Origin of the sequence: Pseudomonas palleroniana, assembly GCF_003031675.1 — a bacterium.
Taxonomy (GTDB): domain Bacteria; phylum Pseudomonadota; class Gammaproteobacteria; order Pseudomonadales; family Pseudomonadaceae; genus Aquipseudomonas; species Aquipseudomonas palleroniana.
Genome location: NZ_PYWX01000061.1, coordinates 148,455 through 165,556, shown reverse-complemented (window position 1 = coordinate 165,556; position 17,102 = coordinate 148,455). Strand labels below are relative to the sequence as shown.

The following is a 17,102-nucleotide window of genomic DNA, read 5'->3' as shown; positions in this document are numbered from 1 at the left end:
TCGGCGTTTTTGACGTCCCACGCCCCGGAACCTGCGCCTGCCATTGAGCCCCAAGGGGCTCATTTGCGTTTTCAGGCAGTTGATAAAGCCGCACACCGCCCAACAGGAGAAGCTACATGGATTTAAACGCAGAAGTGGATCAGTTGATCAAGACCTCGCAGTCGTGGGTCCCGATGATCATGGAATACGGCAGCCGGTTTTTACTGGCGGTGGTCACCCTGGCCATCGGCTGGTGGCTGATCAACGTCTTGACCCATCGGGTCGGGCGTTTGCTGGCGCTGCGCAATGCGGACCTGGCGCTACAGCATTTCATCACCAGCCTTGCGAACATCGCGCTCAAGGTCATGCTGGTGGTCAACGTGGCCTCGATGATCGGCGTGGCAACCACCTCGTTCGTGGCGGCGATTGGTGCCGCGACCCTGGCCATTGGCTTGGCATTGCAAGGCAGCCTGGCGAACTTTGCCGGTGGCGTGCTGATTCTGTTGTTCCGCCCGTTCCGCATTGGTGACTGGATCGAAGCCCAGGGCACCTCGGGTACCGTCGACAGTATCCAGATCTTCCACACCGTGTTGCGCACCGGCGACAACAAGACGGTGATCATCCCGAATGGCAGCCTGTCCAACGGCATCATCACCAACACCAACCGTCAGCCAACCCGCAAGGTGGTGTTTGATGTGGGTGTGGACTATGACGCTGATCTGCAGAAAGCCCGTGAAGTGCTGCTGGAACTGGCCAAGGACCCTCGCGTATTGGCCGACCCAGCGGCTGTAGCCGTGGTGTCGACCTTGGGCGACAGTTCTATCACCGTTTCGCTGCGCTGCTGGACCAAGACGGCGGATTATTGGGATGTGATGTTCATGCTCAATGAACTGGCGCGTGATCGTTTGAAAGCGGCAGGTATTGATATTCCGTTTCCGCAGCGGGTTATTCGTGTAATGCAGGAAAGTGCTACGAAGTAACTAAGTGTGATGCTGCAAAACTTGGCTGAACGGTCAGGTCAGGTGTGCGGTTTTTTATCTGGTTAGTTAGCTTGCTATTTTTCCAGTGAAATATAACTGCAATAAAAAAGCCGCTCCCTTGTGAACAGGGGAGCGGCTTTTTAGTTAAGGCGGATGCCTTAGGTCATCATTGTAATCAAGCGGCTAATTACAAGATGTTCAGCGGGTATTGCGCGATCAGACGCAGTTCGTCGATGGACGCCGAACCGTAGTACACGCCGTCAGACGAACGATAGGTCGCTTGACGTACGCGCAGGCTCAGGTCTTTGGCCGGGCCGCTCTGGATCACGTATTTGGCTTCGATGTCGCGTTCCCACTCTTTACCGTTCGACGTGGTGCCGGTGTTGGCGCCGCTACCGCTGACGTAACGAGTCATGAAGCTCAGGCCTGGCACGCCGAAGGTGGCCATGTTCAGGTCATAGCGAGCTTGCCAGGATTTCTCGTCTTCAGCGTTGAAGTCGGAGCGGGCGACGGAGTTGGCCAGGAAAATCGTGCCGCCACCGTCTACGCCATAGCCGTAGTCACCGTCACCGCTGACCTTCTGGTAGGCCAAGGTGAATGTGTGAGCCTGGTAGGTATACGCGCCTTGCAAGCTGTAGGCACGGTTATCCAGCTTGGTGGTGCCGTCTTTTTCTGCGCGTTGCAGGCCGGCACCGTCGCTTTTGGTGCTGTAGATGTTGAAGTCAACGGCTACCGACTGATCTTTGTCGAGCGCGTGAGTCCAGTTCACGTTGGCGTAGAGCTTCTTCCAGTAGTCTTCTACTTTCGAGTAGTAGAGGCTGGTGGTGAACTCAGGCGTCCAGGAGTACACGCCGCCGACGAAGTTGGCATCGCGCAGGCCGGTACCGGTGCCTGGCTCGGAGCTGGCGATACTGTCCTTGTAGGTGTGGTCCTGGGCAACGATCGAGGTGAAGTGACCGGCTTCCAGTTTCAGGCCCTTGATCTCGTTGCTGGTGATCGAGATACCTTGCGGCAGCTCTGGCAGCAGGCGGCTGTCGTCGGATGCGAATACCGGAGCGGTGGTGTATTGGTCGCCCACTTTCAGGACCGTATCGGAAATACGGAACTTGATGGCGGCGCCACCCTTGGAATAGTCGTCCTGCGCACGGCCGTCGGAGCCGTTAGGGAACAGGCCGGTACCGGCGCGGCCCTTGCCGCTGTCGAGTTTGAGGCCCAGCAAGCCGATGGCATCGAAACCGACCCCGATGGTGCCTTGGGTGTAGCCCGAGCTGAACAGTCCGTGGAAGCCAAGACCCGTTTCTTCACGGCGGCTCTGTGTGCCTGGCGCGTTGTTACGGAAGTCACGGCTGAAGTACAGAGTACGAGTCAGAATGCTGGCTGTACTGTCCTCGATAAAGCCCTTGGAATCGTCCTGGGCGGACGCCATTGCGAACTGCGAGGTGCCTGCTGAAACAGCCAGGGCGATCATGCTCCACTTCATCACGCGCATCGTGATTTGCTCCTTTGGTTTTAGGAAGAGTACTGCCGTCCCACCTGTATTTTTATCTGGGCGGCTCTTTCTTTTTTGTGTCGGCGCAAAGTTATATCACGCAGACGTTATTGACGATACTTACCCATCTATCCTTTCAGCTTCTTTACGAGGCTGTCGTAAATCGCTAGCTCCATGTCGCAAATTCACAGCCCGAGTGTAACTGGGCTGACAACTTCAATACTCTTTCAAACTACCCTTCGAAGTTTGAACTCATCCTTGGCGTGCATTGAAACGCTGCTGTTTTTTATCGCGAAACACCGGCTTCCAGGCGAGTGTCGTTGCCGACGATGTGGGTGTGAATGCAACAAGCGTGCACAAAGGGGTAACCGAATGTCATTTTTTCGTGAAAAACATTACGGCCCTGTAAAAACCGCATAAGCACGGGCTTTTTACGCCGTTTGGTTTGGGCTTGACGCACGTGCCGTTTACCCCTTTGGTGGTCCATGAATCCTGTGCCAGAGCAAAACGTTACCGGTTCACACTCCTTGGTGGGTAATCGGCGGATCTCTTTGAGGCACAAGTGGGTCATTTTGGTGCAACTGCTGGCGACCAGGATCAGCGTAGCTCAACTATTGGCCTGCATCGAAACAGGGCATGAATTTTCGTCGGTTGACTCAAGGCCCTGCGCATTCGCCGTGAAGCCGCCTGCAATCGAAGGTATGCTGGGCGCCTGAAATCGACCCGCGCAACGGAGTACTCACGTGTTCGCCTTGGATCAACGCCTGCAACAAGACACGAAGGTCATAGGGGATTTCCCGCTTTGCCGCCTGCTGCTGTCCAACGATGCCCATTACCCCTGGTTCATCCTGGTTCCGCGTATTGAAGGTATCAGTGAAGTGTTTCAACTGGATGTTGCCGATCAGCAAACCCTGTGGCAGGAAACCACCGCCCTGGCGCAGTTGCTCAATGAAGGGCTGGCGGCCGATAAGATGAACATTGGTGCATTGGGCAATGTGGTCAGCCAGTTGCACGTGCATGTGATCGTGCGTAAACACGGTGACGCCGCCTGGCCTGCACCGGTCTGGGGCAAGCATCCGGCGCAGCCTTACACTGAAGAGCAAGTGGCGGCTATCCGTAGTCGATTGCGCGAGCTATTGCCTGCCAGCTTCATTTTTACCCAGGATTGAACCATGGACCTGCAAGACCGCGTCACTGACCTGGAAAGCCGCCTGGCCTTCCAGGACGACACCATCGAAACCCTCAATGACATTCTGGTTACCCAGCAGCGGGCCGTCGAGCGCCTGCAACTGCAGATGACCGCGCTGCTCAAGCGCCAGGAAGAAATGGGTGGCCAGTTCGAGACGACCGAAGAAGAAGCGCCGCCGCCGCACTATTGATCAATCGACGCGAATAAAAAAACCGCGATCCAGCTTGGCTGGGTCGCGGTTTTTTTTGCTGCGCCGGCTGGGGTCAGCGACGCGGCAGTGCAGCGATGACATCTTCGGCTTGCAGGCCTTTGTCACGGTTCATGACAGAGAACTCCACGCGCTGGCCTTCGACCAGGACGCGATGGCCTTCGCCACGGATAGCCCGGAAGTGGACGAAAATATCGTCGCCCGAATCGCGGGAAATAAAGCCGAAGCCTTTGGACGTGTTGAACCACTTGACGGTACCGGTATCCCGGTTGGTCATGTCGTAGTTTTGCGACGCGGCCGCAGGGGACGAGCGGTAGAAGCTGATGGCCAGGTGAAGAACGATGGCGACCACAGCGATCACCAGGCTGAGCAGGATGGCCGGATGGCCGCCCACTTCAGGCATCGGTGCCAGGAGGGTGAGGGTTTGAACGACAACGGTCAGTACCAGCAGCGCGCTGACCAGGTTTTGCAGTTGATGACGCGTGCCTTTGTTCCAGTAAGGAATTACCGGTGCGAGCGCCAGGTTGAGAAGGCCGAACAAGGCCAGGTACAGGGCATCGTGTTGTTCCAGATAGGGCAGGCTTTCAGGCTGCAGGCTCGGGATAAACGACAGCAGCAACGCTGCAACGCCCGTTAGCAGGTGGACGATTTTCAACATTTTGATTAACTCACGTTAAGACGGAACACTAAGGAAGAGCTGACCGGCACGGTTCGCTTCTGAACAATGGGAGGCGTTGAGCACGTGCGCGGGTATCAGCCTATGGGATGTGCCGCAGAAATGAACGGCCGCCCCACGTCACCTATTTAACAGCAAAGGCTGTGCCTACTCAAATCAAGCATTTCGGGGTGTTGCGGCTGCTTGGGCATTTCTGCGTCAAACACTTGTCCTAGACAGGTGCGGGTTTTTTGAGCGGCATTTTCGGCATTTTCCTACTCCCTGAAGGCTTGCCGGTCGCGGGCCGACAAGCCGCACAGGGACGATTTGCCGCACTCCACCTCGGGAGGGCGGGCTGCACGCCGCCGGCACTCTTGCTAGAGTGGTCCTGCACCTGATCAATGAATGCTCGTCAATTGAAGGGGAAAAACATGGCAATCGATATTGGTATCAGTGAAGACGATCGTAAATCCATCGTCGACGGACTTTCACGGCTGCTGTCCGATACCTATGTGTTGTATCTGAAAACCCACAATTTCCATTGGAACGTCACCGGCCCCATGTTCCGTACGCTGCACTTGATGTTTGAAGAGCAGTACAACGAACTGGCGCTGGCGGTGGACTCCATTGCCGAGCGCATCCGTGCCCTGGGGTTCCCGGCACCGGGTGCTTATTCGATATACGCCCGTCTTTCTTCCATCAAGGAGGAGGAGGGTGTGCCGAGCGCCGAAGAGATGATCAAGCAACTGGTCGCCGGCCAGGAAGCGGTAACGCGCACCGCGCGGGGCATCTTCCCATTGCTCGACAAGGTCAGCGACGAGCCGACGGCGGACTTGTTGACCCAGCGCATGCAGGTCCACGAGAAAACCGCATGGATGTTGCGCTCCCTGCTTGAAAACCAGTAAGGGTTAATTCCCGGGTGGCGCCTTCCTGGCGCTGCCCGCTTGTTTCCGTGCACTTCCTGGCGTTGTCCTACGATTATCAACGCCGTGTCTTCTGGCTGCTCCTCGCGTCCTGCTGTTTTATAGGCCCACTGCCCAATGGGACAAGCCCATGGGCTGCTGTTTGGCAATGGAGTGTCAGGTGTATGTCACGCGGAATGGGTAAGGGAGTGATGGAGACCTGCGGTTTTCACAAGATAAAGGTCGACCCCTTCGCCAAGGGGTTCGACATGGGGCTGGCCAAGCCGCTGTCGCGGTCGGTGAGGCTCAATGGGTTTTCCACCTGCCTGCGGCTTGAACAGATCTATTGGAATATCCTCACGGAAATAGCCAGGATCAATGCCTGCTCGGTCAGTGCATTGTTGTCCTATGTCGATCGGGAAGTGCACTTGCGGTATGGGGGGGTGAAAAACTTCAGCGGGCTGGTCAGGGTGGTATGCGTGGTTCACCTGTTGAAAGGCCGCGTTGCCCTCATGCCCCCCGATTAGCCTGGCGGTAGCGAAGCCGGCCCACTGTCAAGGCGGGCCGGGCTTCGGGCAGAAAGGCGGCTGCGCTGTGCCGATTTACCAGATATAATCCCGCGCTTTGCCGCGCATGCCGGCTTTCTTCGTGCTCCATGGAGCAGTGAGCAGGCGTGGCGCCGTAACGATCTGATCGCCGAGACATCTCCATGCCCATGTACGACTATCAATGTGCTTCCTGTGGTCATCAGTTGGAAGCCATTCAAAAGATCAGCGCAGCACCGCTGGTCGATTGCCCTGCCTGCCAGGCGCCTGAGCTGAAGAAGATGTTGTCGATGCCGGGCTTTCGCCTGAGTGGCAGCGGCTGGTACGAAACCGACTTCAAGACCGGTTCGAAGAAGAACCTGGCGGGCGGCGACAAAGCAGACTGAGTTGAACTCTACGCGCAGGCTCCTGCATTATCCGTCCCCTGCTTTAATGTACGGTGACGAGGCGGGCCTCCACCGAATTTCGAATTACGAGAAGTGAAACCACTACCATGATGCGCAGCCACTATTGCGGCCAACTGAACGAGACCCTGGAAGGTCAGGAAATCACCCTTTGCGGATGGGTTCACCGTCGTCGCGACCACGGCGGGGTGATCTTCCTCGATATCCGTGATCGTGATGGTCTGGCCCAGGTGGTGTTCGACCCGGACCGCGCCGAGAGCTTCGCCGCCGCCGACCGTGTGCGCAGCGAATACGTTGTGAAGATCACCGGCAAGGTGCGCCTGCGTCCGGCTGGTGCCGTGAACAAGAACATGGCGTCCGGCGGTATTGAAGTGCTGGGCTATGAGCTGGAAGTGTTGAACGAGGCGGAAACCCCGCCGTTCCCACTCAACGAATACTCCGACGTGGGCGAAGAAACCCGCCTGCGCTACCGCTTCCTGGACCTGCGTCGCCCGGAAATGGCCGAGAAGCTGCGCCTGCGTTCGCGCATGACCACCAGCATCCGTCGCTTCCTCGACGAGAACGGCTTCCTCGACGTTGAAACACCGATCCTGACCCGTGCCACGCCGGAAGGCGCACGTGACTACCTGGTGCCTAGCCGTACCCACGCGGGCTCGTTCTTCGCCCTGCCGCAATCGCCGCAGTTGTTCAAGCAACTGCTGATGGTGGCCGGCTTCGACCGTTACTACCAGATCGCCAAATGCTTCCGCGACGAAGACCTGCGCGCCGACCGTCAGCCGGAATTCACCCAGATCGACATCGAGACCAGCTTCCTCGATGAAAAAGAGATCATGGGCCTGACCGAACAAATGATCCGCAACCTGTTCAAGGAAGTGCTGGGTCTGGAGTTCGGCGAGTTCCCGCACATGACCTTCGAAGAAGCCATGCGCCGCTACGGTTCCGACAAGCCAGACCTGCGTAACCCGCTGGAACTGGTGGACGTGGCCGATCAACTCAAAGAAGTTGATTTCAAGGTGTTCAGTGGCCCGGCCAACGATCCAAAATGCCGTATTGCCGCCCTGCGCGTGCCTGGCGGCGCGAGCATGCCGCGCAAGCAGATCGACGACTACACCAAGTTCGTCGGCATCTACGGTGCCAAGGGCCTTGCTTACATCAAGGTCAACGAGCGCGCCAACGGTGTTGATGGCCTGCAATCGCCGATCGTGAAAAACATTCCGCTGGAGAACCTGAACGCGATCCTCGATCGCGTCGGTGCCGTCGACGGCGACATCGTGTTCTTCGGGGCCGACAAGGCCAAGATCGTCAGCGAAGCCTTGGGCGCACTGCGTATCAAGCTCGGTCATGACCTGAACCTGCTGACCTGTGAGTGGGCCCCGATGTGGGTCGTTGACTTCCCGATGTTCGAAGAAAACGACGACGGCAGCTTCAGCGCCTTGCACCACCCGTTCACCGCGCCGAAGTGCTCGCCGGCCGAGCTGGAAGCCAACCCGGCGGGCGCTCTGTCCCGTGCCTACGACATGGTGCTCAACGGCACGGAGTTGGGCGGCGGTTCGATCCGTATCCACCGTAAAGAGATGCAGCAAGCGGTGTTCCGCCTGTTGGGCATCAACGAAGCGGAACAGGAAGAGAAGTTCGGCTTCCTGCTCGACGCCCTGAAGTACGGCGCGCCGCCCCATGGTGGCCTGGCGTTCGGTCTGGACCGTCTGGTGATGCTGATGACCGGCGCCCAGTCGATCCGTGAAGTGATTGCCTTCCCGAAAACCCAGAGTGCTGCGGACGTCATGACCCAGGCGCCGGGTGTGGTGGATGCCAAGGCACTGCGCGAGCTGCACATTCGCCTGCGTGAGACGCCGAAGGCTGAGTAAGGCCGCTGCGTGAAAGCGCACTGAGGTTTACGCAGTCTAAAAAGGCGCATCTTCGGATGCGCCTTTGCGTTACAAGGGCTGCACTTTAAAAAGAAAAGTCCGCCCTGGGGCGGGGTTGATAAGGTTTCTACAGAATTTCGGAGTTGTGTTATGGCTGGCCATTCCAAGTGGGCGAACATCAAGCACCGCAAAGAGCGTCAGGATGCCAAGAAGGGCAAGATCTTTACCAAGTGGATTCGTGAACTGACCGTCGCGGCCCGTCAGGGCGGTGGTGATCCGGGTTCCAACCCGCGCTTGCGCCTGGCGCTCGACAAGGCCCTCGGCGCGAACATGAGCCGTGACATCATTGACCGCGCCGTGGCCCGTGGCGCCGGCGCCGCCGACACCGATGACATGGTCGAGCTGAGCTACGAAGGCTACGGCCCAGGCGGTGTGGCGGTAATGGTCGAGTGCATGACCGACAACCGCAACCGCACCGCCGCGGCCGTGCGCCACGCATTCAGCAAGTGCGGCGGCAACCTCGGTACCGACGGTTCGGTGGCTTACCTGTTCGAGCGCAAGGGGCAGATCAGCTTCGCACCGGGAACGGATGAAGATGCGCTGATGGAGGCCGCGATGGAGGCGGACGCCGACGATGTGGTGACCAACGAAGATGGCTCCATCGACGTGTTCACCTCGTTCGCCAGTTTCTACGCCGTGCGTAACGCCCTGGACGCCGCTGGTTTCAAAGGCACCGACGCGGAAATCGTGATGCTGCCGACCACCAGCGCCGAGCTGGACCTGGACGGCGCGCAGAAAGTGCTGAAGATGCTGGATATGCTTGAAGACCTGGATGATGTACAGAACGTGTATTCCAACGCGGACATCCCGGAATCCGTCGCCGAACAGCTAGGCTGAAGGGCGATGTAGATCCATGTGGGAGGGGGCTTGCTCCCGATAGCGGTGGTTCAGTCGACTTATGGATAACTGACACCCCGCTATCGAGAGCAAGCCCCCTCCCGCATTGGCACGTTGATGTATCAACATTTGTTTTATTCAACCCGCAGGCGTTATGACTTTAATCCTAGGTATCGACCCCGGTTCACGCATCACCGGTTTTGGCGTGGTGCAGCAGACCCCGCGTGGCTGCGTGTATGTGGCCTCGGGTTGTATCCGCACCGGTGCGGGCGAGTTGGCCGAGCGCCTGCAGATCGTTTATCGCGGCGTGCGTGAGGTCATCCAGACCTATGGCCCGGTGACGATGGGCATCGAAAAAGTGTTCATGGCAAAAAATGCCGACTCAGCCCTGAAGCTCGGCCAGGCCCGTGGCGCCGCCATCGTCGCCGGTGCCGAGGAGGGTATGGAGATCGCCGAATACACCGCGACCCAGGTCAAGCAGGCCGTGGTCGGCACCGGCGCGGCCAATAAAGAGCAAGTACAGATGATGGTCATGCACATGCTCAAGCTCACCGCCAAACCGCAAATCGACGCCTCCGACGCCCTGGCCATTGCCATTTGCCATGCGCACACCCGTTCCAGTCTGCTGCCCCATGGCCTCGGCACCGCACGCAGTCGTGGCGGGCGGCTGCGTCTCTGATAGCATCAGCGCAATCGTTATTTCCGGTCAGGCTTTGATCTGACCCCAAGCTTTAAGGATCTGAACCGTGATTGGACGCTTGCGCGGCACCCTGGCTGAAAAACAGCCGCCGCACCTGATTCTGGACGTCAATGGGCTGGGGTATGAGCTGGAAGTGCCCATGACCACCCTCTATCGCCTGCCGTCGGTCGGCGAGCCGATTACGTTGCACACTCACCTGGTGGTTCGTGAGGACGCGCAATTACTCTATGGTTTCATCGGCAAGCGCGACCGCGACTTCTTCCGCGAGCTGATCCGCCTGAATGGCGTGGGGCCCAAACTTGCCTTGGCCTTGATGTCCAGCCTGGAGGTGGACGAGTTGGTACGTGCGGTTTCGGCCCAGGACACCTCGGCCTTGACCAAGGTGCCGGGTGTCGGTAAGAAAACTGCGGAACGCCTGCTGGTGGAACTCAAGGATCGTTTCAAAGCCTGGGAGGTCGTACCGAGCATGTTCGCGCTGGTGCCGAACCAGCCGGATATGCCGGCGGCCCAGATCGCCAGTGCAGAAAGCGATGCCGTCAATGCGCTGATTTCCCTGGGCTACAAGCCCCAGGAAGCGAGCAAGGCGGTGTCGGCCATCAAGGACAAGAACCTGAGCGCCGAAGACATGATCCGCCGAGCCCTGAAGGGAATGATTTAAGTGATTGAAGCTGATCGTCTGATCGCGGCCACCGGCCCGCGTGACCGTGAAGAAGTCCAGGACCGGGCTATTCGCCCCCTGAGCCTGGCCGAATACATCGGCCAGCCGACCGTGCGCGAGCAAATGGAGCTGTTCATCCAGGCTGCACGCGGGCGCACTGAGTCCCTGGACCACACGCTGATCTTCGGGCCACCGGGGCTGGGTAAAACCACGTTGGCCAATATCATCGCCCAGGAAATGGGCGTGTCGATCAAGTCGACCTCGGGGCCCGTGCTGGAGCGTCCGGGTGACTTGGCGGCCTTGCTGACCAATCTTGAACCCCACGACGTGCTGTTTATCGACGAAATCCATCGGTTGTCGCCGATTGTCGAGGAAGTGCTGTACCCGGCCATGGAAGATTTCCAGCTGGATATCATGATCGGCGAAGGCCCGGCCGCACGTTCGATCAAGCTCGACCTGCCGCCCTTTACCCTCGTGGGGGCGACCACGCGCGCCGGCATGCTGACCAACCCGTTGCGAGACCGTTTCGGCATTGTTCAACGTCTGGAGTTCTATAGCACTGCCGATCTGGCGACCATTGTCAGCCGTTCGGCGAGCATTCTCGGCTTGCCGCTGGACCCGGACGGTGCGTTTGAAATTGCCCGTCGGGCCCGGGGCACGCCACGGATTGCCAACCGCTTGCTGCGCCGGGTTCGCGACTTTGCCGAGGTGCGGGCCAAGGGGCATATCACCAAGGCCGTCGCGGACCTGGCCTTGAACCTGCTGGATGTGGATGAACATGGCTTCGATCACCAGGATCGGCGTCTACTCTTGACCCTGATCGAGAAGTTCGACGGTGGCCCGGTCGGTGTGGACAGCCTGGCGGCTGCGATCAGTGAAGAGCGTCATACCATCGAGGACGTACTCGAGCCGTACCTGATCCAACAGGGTTACATCATGCGTACGCCAAGAGGGCGAGTGGTGACGCGGCATGCCTATTTGCACTTTGGGCTAAACATTCCGTCACGATTGGGCGAGATGCCTGTAGTAGACGAATTTCTCGATGCAGTGGACGATTAAAAGCTTCACGCCAGACGATTTATCCGAGGTTTGTGCTGTCCTAGTGGCTGGTGTCGTCATTCAGTCAGTAGAAATGTTTCAGACAACGAAAAAACAGTTGCCCAGCCGGATTGGCAACCTGAGGAGTAAGCACTAGAGTATGCGCGCGCAAAACGGGGATCAGTCGTTCGTACATCGCTGTCGCGTTTATTACGAAGACACCGATGCCGGCGGCATCGTGTATTACGTCAATTACCTCAAGTTCATGGAGCGGGCCCGCACCGAGCGGCTACGAGAGCTGGGCTTTGCCCAATCCGAGCTGGCGGGAGAGGACCTGTTGTTTGTCGTGCATTCCAGCGAGGCGCGCTATCACGCGCCGGCGCGGTTGGACGATGAGCTGCTGGTAAGCGCTGAAGTAATCGAATTGAACCGTGTCAGCCTGCGTTTCAAGCAGCAGGTCAGGCGGGCTACGGATGCAACGCTGCTCTGTGAGGGGCAGTTCCTGGTGGCCTGTGTGCGCACCAATAGTTTGAAACCCCGGGCCATTCCCGAAGCTCTACGTGCGGCCTTTGCCGGCGTAAGCGGCGCGGGTAAACAATCAAAGCAGGAGATTTAGCGTGGAACCTACCGTCGTCGACCATTCCTCCATGTGGAGCCTGGTCAGCAATGCCAGTGTCGTGGTTCAACTGGTCATGCTGACCCTGGTAGCCGCATCGGTTACCTCTTGGGTCATGATTTTTCAGCGCAGCAACCTGCTGCGTGCCGGTCGACGTGCCCTGGAGAGCTTTGAAGAGCGCTTCTGGTCGGGTATCGACCTGTCCAAACTGTACCGCCAGGCCGGCAGCAACCCGGACCCGGACTCCGGCGTCGAGCAGATCTTCCGCGCCGGTTTCAAGGAGTTCTCCCGTCTGCGCCAGCAGCCAGGTGTTGACCCGGAAGCGGTGATGGAAGGCGTGGCCCGTGCCATGCGCGTCGCTATCTCCCGCGAAGAAGAGAAGCTGGAGCAAAGCCTGCCGTTCCTCGCCACCGTAGGTTCCGTCAGCCCGTACATCGGCCTGTTCGGTACCGTATGGGGGATCATGAACTCCTTCCGTGGCCTGGCCCAGGCGCAGCAAGCGACCCTGGCGACCGTGGCCCCGGGTATCGCCGAAGCCCTGGTCGCCACCGCGATCGGCCTGTTCGCTGCCATCCCCGCAGTAATCGCCTACAACCGTTTTGCCGCTCGCGGCGAAAACCTGATTGGCCGTTACTACACCTTCGCCGACGAGTTCCAGGCGATCCTGCACCGTAAAGTGCACACCAGCGAAGAATAAGCAGGTACTTCCCGATGGCTTTAATCACTCGAGCTCGAACCAAGCGCAAGCCGGTCGCCGAGATGAACGTGGTGCCTTACATCGACGTGATGCTGGTGCTGCTGGTGATCTTCATGGTGACCGCGCCGATGCTCAACCAGGGTGTGAAGGTTGACCTGCCCAAGGTTTCCAGCGAAGCCTTGCCCCAGGACAACAACACCCAGGTGCTGACCATTTCGATCAAGTCCGACAAGACCTATTACTGGAACCTTGGCAGCGAAGTCGACACGCAGAAGCAGCAGGACAAGGCGATGACCTTGCCGGCGATGACCGATGCGGTGACCAAGATCATTCGCGCAGGCAACGAAGGCGGCAAGCACACCCAGGTCTTCATCCGCGGTGACAAGGCGGTCGACTACGGCTCCGTCATGGGTGCCATGGGCGGGCTGCAGAAGGCCGGCGTCGGTAACGTTGGCTTGATTACCGAGGCGCCCTGATGCAGCAACAGCGAGAGCCGTCCGCCTCGGAAAGCTACTTCTGGCCTAGCGTCTGGGCAATCGCCCTGCACGTCCTGGTGTTTGGCATGCTGTTCGTCAGCTTTGCCATGACCCCGGACCTGCCGCCAGCCAAGCCGATCGTGCAGGCGACCCTGTATCAGCTGAAATCGAAAAGTCAGGCCACCACCCAGACCAATCAGAAGATTGCGGGTGAAGCCCAGAAGTCGGCTGCGCGCCAGACTGAAGTCGAGCAGATGGAACAGAAGAAGGTCGAGCAGGAAGCGGTGAAGGCTGCTGCGGAACAAAAGAAAGAAGAGGCGGCTCAAAAGGCCGAGGAATCGAAAAAGGCTGACGAAGCCAAGAAAGCGGACGAGGCGAAAAAGGCTGATGAAGCCAAGAAAGCCGAGAAAGCTGCCGAAGCGAAAAAGGCCGAAGAGAAACAATTGGCTGATATAGCCAAGAAGAAATCTGAAGAAGAAGCCAAAAAGGCTGCCGAAGAAGAGGCCAAGAAAAAGGCCGCTGAAGAGGCCAAGAAAAAGATAGTCGAAGACGCGAAGAAGAAAGCCGCCGAAGACGCCAAGAAAAAAGCTGAAGCAGACGAGGCGAAGAAGAAAGTCGCCGACGAAGCGAAGAAGAAAGCTGCCGCCGACGCCCAGAAGAAAAAGGCCCAGGAAGCAGCACGTAAATCCGCCGAAGAGAAAAAGGCCCAGGCCTTGGCAGATTTGCTTTCCGACACGCCTCAGCGTCAGCAAGCCCTGGCCGATGAACGTGGTGATGACGTCGCGGGCAGTTTCGACGACCTGATTCGGGCACGGGCAGCAGAAGGCTGGACACGTCCACCTTCGGCACGCAAAGGCATGACAGTAGTGCTGCAGATCGGCATGTTGCCGGACGGTACGGTGACTTCGGTCAGCGTGGCCAAGTCCAGTGGTGACGGTTCGTTCGACAGTTCAGCGGTTGCCGCAGTCAAGAATATTGGCCGGTTGACCGAGATGCAGGGAATGAAACCAAGCGACTTCGCTCCCTATCGTTCATTCAAGATGACATTCACACCTGAGGATCTAGCCTTGTGAGAAACCTTCTTCGAGGAATGCTTGTCGTTATTTGCTGTATGGCAGGGATAGCGGCGGCGGATGAAAAGAACATCCTGGTCACCAGCGGTAGCGATCGGGCCACTCCGATCGCGGTGGTACCGTTTGGCTGGCAGGGCGGCAGCGTATTGCCGGACGACATGGCCCAGATCGTCAGCGACGACCTGCGCAATTCCGGTTACTACGCACCGATTCCGAAAGGCAACATGATCAGCCAGCCGACCCAGGCCAGCGAAGTCATCTTCCGCGACTGGAAGGCCGTGGGCGCCCAGTACCTGATGGTCGGCAGCATCACGCCGGCCGGCGGTCGCCTGCAGATCCAGTACGCATTGTTCAACGTGGCCACTGAGCAGCAGGTCCTGACCGGCAGCGTTTCGGGCACCGCCGAACAACTGCGTGACATGGCTCACTACATCTCGGACCAGTCGTTTGAAAAGCTCACCGGTATCAAAGGTGCTTTCTCGACACGCCTGCTGTACGTAACCGCAGAGCGTTTCTCGGTAGACAACACCCGTTATACCTTGCAGCGTTCGGACTACGACGGTGCTCGCGCCGTGACCTTGCTGCAATCGCGTGAGCCAATCCTGTCGCCGCGTTTTGCGCCGGACGGCAAGCGTATTGCCTATGTGTCGTTTGAACAGAAACGTCCGCGTATCTTCGTCCAGCACATCGATACTGGCCGTCGTGAGCAGATCACCAACTTTGAAGGCCTCAACGGTGCCCCGGCCTGGTCGCCGGATGGTTCGCGCCTGGCGTTCGTACTGTCCAAGGACGGTAACCCGGACATCTACGTGATGAACATGGCTTCGCGCCAGATCAATCGCGTGACCGCAGGCCCTGGCATCAACACCGAACCGTTCTGGGGCAAGGATGGTTCGACCATCTACTTCACCTCCGACCGTGGCGGCAAGCCACAGGTCTATAAGGCGAACGTGAATGGCGGGGGTGCAGAGCGCGTTACTTTTATCGGTAACTACAACGCCAACCCTAAGCTTTCGGCCGATGAAAAGACGTTGGTGATGATTCACCGTCAGGATGGTTTCACTAATTTCCGGGTTGCGGCCCAGGATTTGCAGCGCGGAACCGTAAAAATCCTTACAGATACCAACCTTGATGAGTCAGCCACTGTTGCGCCCAACGGCACCATGGTAATCTACGCCACCCGCCAGCAGGGCCGGGGAGTCTTGATGCTCGTGTCCATTAATGGACGTGTAAGGCTCCCGCTTCCTACCGCACAAGGCGAAGTCAGAGAACCATCCTGGTCCCCTTACCTGAACTGACGCGGCGCTACAAAAAGATTTGCTTAACACACTGGGGTTCATTAGGAGTTTCACGATGGAAATGCTGAAGTTTGGTAAGTTTGCTGCTCTGGCTCTGGCTCTGTCCGTAGCCGTTGGTTGCTCGTCTAAAGGCGGCGACAATGCCGGTGAAGGCGCAGCTGTTGATCCAAACGCTGGTTACGGCGCTAACACTGGTGCAGTTGACGGCTCCCTGAGCGAAGAAGCTGCTCTGCGCGCCATCACCACTTTCTACTTCGAATACGACAGTTCTGACCTGAAGCCAGAAGCCATGCGCGCTCTGGACGTTCACGCCAAGGACCTGAAAGCTAACGGCGCTCGCGTTGTTCTGGAAGGTAACACTGACGAACGTGGTACTCGTGAGTACAACATGGCACTGGGCGAGCGTCGTGCGAAAGCCGTTCAGCGCTACCTGGTACTGCAAGGTGTTGCTCCAGGCCAACTGGAACTGGTTTCCTACGGTAAAGAGCGTCCAGTTGCTACTGGCCACGACGAGCAGTCCTGGGCTCAAAACCGTCGCGTCGAACTGCGTAAGTAATTCGTCATGCGAACGTGCCGTCGTGCTCTGACTGTATTGGCTCTCAGCCTCGCGCCGCTTGCGGTGTGGGCTGCGGTTCCTGTGGAAGATAGCAACTCTGGCTATAACAATAGCGGGAGCAGTTATCCGCCGGCAGGTTATGGCACGAACGGCGCCTATGCTGGGGGAGCGGCTACGTCCGCCCCCTCGGCACAGGGCGAACTGTTCAACCAGCTGCAACGCATGCAGGATCAAATTGCGCAGCAACAAGGCGCCATTGAAGTACTGCAAAACCAAGTGAACCAGCTGAAGCAAGAAGGCCTGGAGCGTTACCAGGATCTTGATCGACGCATTGGAGCCGGCGCTACACCAGCCGCTACTCCTGACAATTCTTCTACCGGTGGCGCGCCAAGCGCTGCCGCCGGTGGTGCAGCAGCAGGGGCCGCGGCTGCCAGCCAAGCCCCTGCCGCCAGCAGTGAACCGGGTGATCCGACGAAGGAAAAGCTGTATTACGATGCAGCCTTCGACCTGATCAAGGCCAAGGATTTCGATAAGGCCAGCCAGGCCTTTACCGCATTCCTGCGCAAATATCCGAACAGCCAATACGCGGGCAATGCCCAATACTGGCTGGGCGAGGTCAACCTGGCCAAGGGTGATTTACAAGCAGCGGGCCAGGCATTTGCCAAGGTCAGCCAACTGTACCCCAAGCATGCCAAGGTGCCGGATTCGCTGTACAAGCTGGCTGACGTAGAACGCCGCCTGGGTCATACCGACAAGGTCAAGGGCATTCTGCAACAGGTGGTTGCCCAGTATCCGGGCACTTCCGCCGCACAGCTGGCCCAACGGGATCTGCAACGCTTGTAATCCATGCAGCCGTTTAGAAGAAACCCGCGCCTGA

General features: G+C 58.3%; 20 protein-coding genes. 18 read left to right on the top strand and 2 right to left on the bottom strand.

Annotation, left to right across the window (positions count from 1 at the left end):
- Positions 1 to 116 precede the first annotated feature (116 nt).
- On the top strand, positions 117 to 959 hold the full coding sequence (locus C9383_RS20720) for a mechanosensitive ion channel family protein (protein ID WP_060754198.1): 843 nt from the start codon (positions 117 to 119) through the stop codon (positions 957 to 959).
- Positions 960 to 1,146: 187 nt separating this feature from the next.
- On the opposite strand, the gene C9383_RS20715 is transcribed toward C9383_RS20720, so the two are convergent.
- A complete protein-coding gene (locus C9383_RS20715; RefSeq protein WP_090368853.1) occupies positions 1,147 to 2,448 on the bottom strand; it encodes an OprD family porin in 1,302 nt (433 codons plus the stop codon).
- Between the two features lie 743 nt (positions 2,449 to 3,191).
- On the opposite strand from C9383_RS20715, the gene C9383_RS20710 reads away from it, so the two are divergent.
- Positions 3,192 to 3,617 carry an HIT domain-containing protein gene (locus tag C9383_RS20710; RefSeq protein ID WP_090368855.1) on the top strand — a complete coding sequence of 142 codons (426 nt, stop codon included), beginning with the start codon at positions 3,192 to 3,194 and terminating at the stop codon, positions 3,615 to 3,617.
- Positions 3,618 to 3,620: 3 nt separating this feature from the next.
- A complete protein-coding gene (locus tag C9383_RS20705; protein ID WP_090368857.1) occupies positions 3,621 to 3,827 on the top strand; it encodes a SlyX family protein in 207 nt (68 codons plus the stop codon).
- Positions 3,828 to 3,900: 73 nt separating this feature from the next.
- On the opposite strand, the gene C9383_RS28545 is transcribed toward C9383_RS20705, so the two are convergent.
- Positions 3,901 to 4,503 carry a cold-shock protein gene (locus tag C9383_RS28545; protein WP_090368859.1) on the bottom strand — a complete coding sequence of 201 codons (603 nt, stop codon included), beginning with the start codon at positions 4,501 to 4,503 and terminating at the stop codon, positions 3,901 to 3,903.
- 428 nt (positions 4,504 to 4,931) lie between these two features.
- On the opposite strand from C9383_RS28545, the gene C9383_RS20695 reads away from it, so the two are divergent.
- The 15 genes from C9383_RS20695 (at position 4,932) to ybgF (ending at position 17,068) form a co-directional block, all read left to right on the top strand.
- Positions 4,932 to 5,405, top strand: a complete 474-nt coding sequence (locus C9383_RS20695; RefSeq protein WP_090368861.1) for a Dps family protein — start codon at positions 4,932 to 4,934, stop codon at positions 5,403 to 5,405.
- A gap of 182 nt (positions 5,406 to 5,587) precedes the next feature.
- Positions 5,588 to 5,929 carry a ribbon-helix-helix domain-containing protein gene (locus tag C9383_RS20690; RefSeq protein ID WP_060754193.1) on the top strand — a complete coding sequence of 114 codons (342 nt, stop codon included), beginning with the start codon at positions 5,588 to 5,590 and terminating at the stop codon, positions 5,927 to 5,929.
- A 182-nt stretch (positions 5,930 to 6,111) separates the two neighbouring features.
- On the top strand, positions 6,112 to 6,333 hold the full coding sequence (locus C9383_RS20685; protein ID WP_010208103.1) for an FmdB family zinc ribbon protein: 222 nt from the start codon (positions 6,112 to 6,114) through the stop codon (positions 6,331 to 6,333).
- 107 nt (positions 6,334 to 6,440) lie between these two features.
- A complete protein-coding gene (aspS, locus tag C9383_RS20680; RefSeq protein WP_060754192.1) occupies positions 6,441 to 8,216 on the top strand; it encodes an aspartate--tRNA ligase in 1,776 nt (591 codons plus the stop codon).
- A 150-nt stretch (positions 8,217 to 8,366) separates the two neighbouring features.
- Positions 8,367 to 9,113, top strand: coding sequence for a YebC/PmpR family DNA-binding transcriptional regulator (locus C9383_RS20675; RefSeq protein WP_060754191.1), 747 nt, complete (start codon positions 8,367 to 8,369; stop codon positions 9,111 to 9,113).
- A gap of 154 nt (positions 9,114 to 9,267) precedes the next feature.
- Positions 9,268 to 9,792, top strand: coding sequence for a crossover junction endodeoxyribonuclease RuvC (ruvC, locus tag C9383_RS20670; RefSeq protein WP_025854762.1), 525 nt, complete (start codon positions 9,268 to 9,270; stop codon positions 9,790 to 9,792).
- A gap of 67 nt (positions 9,793 to 9,859) precedes the next feature.
- The gene (gene ruvA, locus C9383_RS20665) at positions 9,860 to 10,471 is read left to right on the top strand and encodes a Holliday junction branch migration protein RuvA (protein WP_034128582.1); all 612 of its coding nucleotides are present in this window, start codon (positions 9,860 to 9,862) and stop codon (positions 10,469 to 10,471) included.
- Positions 10,472 to 11,530 (top strand): Holliday junction branch migration DNA helicase RuvB, encoded by a 1,059-nt coding sequence (gene ruvB / locus C9383_RS20660; protein WP_090368863.1) that lies wholly within the window; start codon positions 10,472 to 10,474, stop codon positions 11,528 to 11,530. It abuts the gene before it with no gap.
- 139 nt (positions 11,531 to 11,669) lie between these two features.
- A complete protein-coding gene (gene ybgC / locus C9383_RS20655) occupies positions 11,670 to 12,125 on the top strand; it encodes a tol-pal system-associated acyl-CoA thioesterase (RefSeq protein WP_060754189.1) in 456 nt (151 codons plus the stop codon).
- A gap of 1 nt (position 12,126) precedes the next feature.
- On the top strand, positions 12,127 to 12,822 hold the full coding sequence (gene tolQ / locus C9383_RS20650) for a protein TolQ (protein ID WP_060754188.1): 696 nt from the start codon (positions 12,127 to 12,129) through the stop codon (positions 12,820 to 12,822).
- Between the two features lie 23 nt (positions 12,823 to 12,845).
- Positions 12,846 to 13,298 carry a protein TolR gene (gene tolR, locus C9383_RS20645; protein ID WP_161549410.1) on the top strand — a complete coding sequence of 151 codons (453 nt, stop codon included), beginning with the start codon at positions 12,846 to 12,848 and terminating at the stop codon, positions 13,296 to 13,298.
- A complete protein-coding gene (gene tolA, locus C9383_RS20640; protein WP_090368866.1) occupies positions 13,298 to 14,371 on the top strand; it encodes a cell envelope integrity protein TolA in 1,074 nt (357 codons plus the stop codon). Before tolR ends, tolA begins: the two co-directional genes overlap by 1 nt.
- Before the next feature lie 17 nt (positions 14,372 to 14,388).
- The gene (gene tolB / locus C9383_RS20635) at positions 14,389 to 15,669 is read left to right on the top strand and encodes a Tol-Pal system beta propeller repeat protein TolB (RefSeq protein ID WP_060754185.1); all 1,281 of its coding nucleotides are present in this window, start codon (positions 14,389 to 14,391) and stop codon (positions 15,667 to 15,669) included.
- A 55-nt stretch (positions 15,670 to 15,724) separates the two neighbouring features.
- On the top strand, positions 15,725 to 16,225 hold the full coding sequence (gene pal / locus C9383_RS20630; protein ID WP_003209827.1) for a peptidoglycan-associated lipoprotein Pal: 501 nt from the start codon (positions 15,725 to 15,727) through the stop codon (positions 16,223 to 16,225).
- A gap of 6 nt (positions 16,226 to 16,231) precedes the next feature.
- On the top strand, positions 16,232 to 17,068 hold the full coding sequence (gene ybgF, locus C9383_RS20625; protein WP_090368868.1) for a tol-pal system protein YbgF: 837 nt from the start codon (positions 16,232 to 16,234) through the stop codon (positions 17,066 to 17,068).
- Positions 17,069 to 17,102 lie beyond the last annotated feature (34 nt).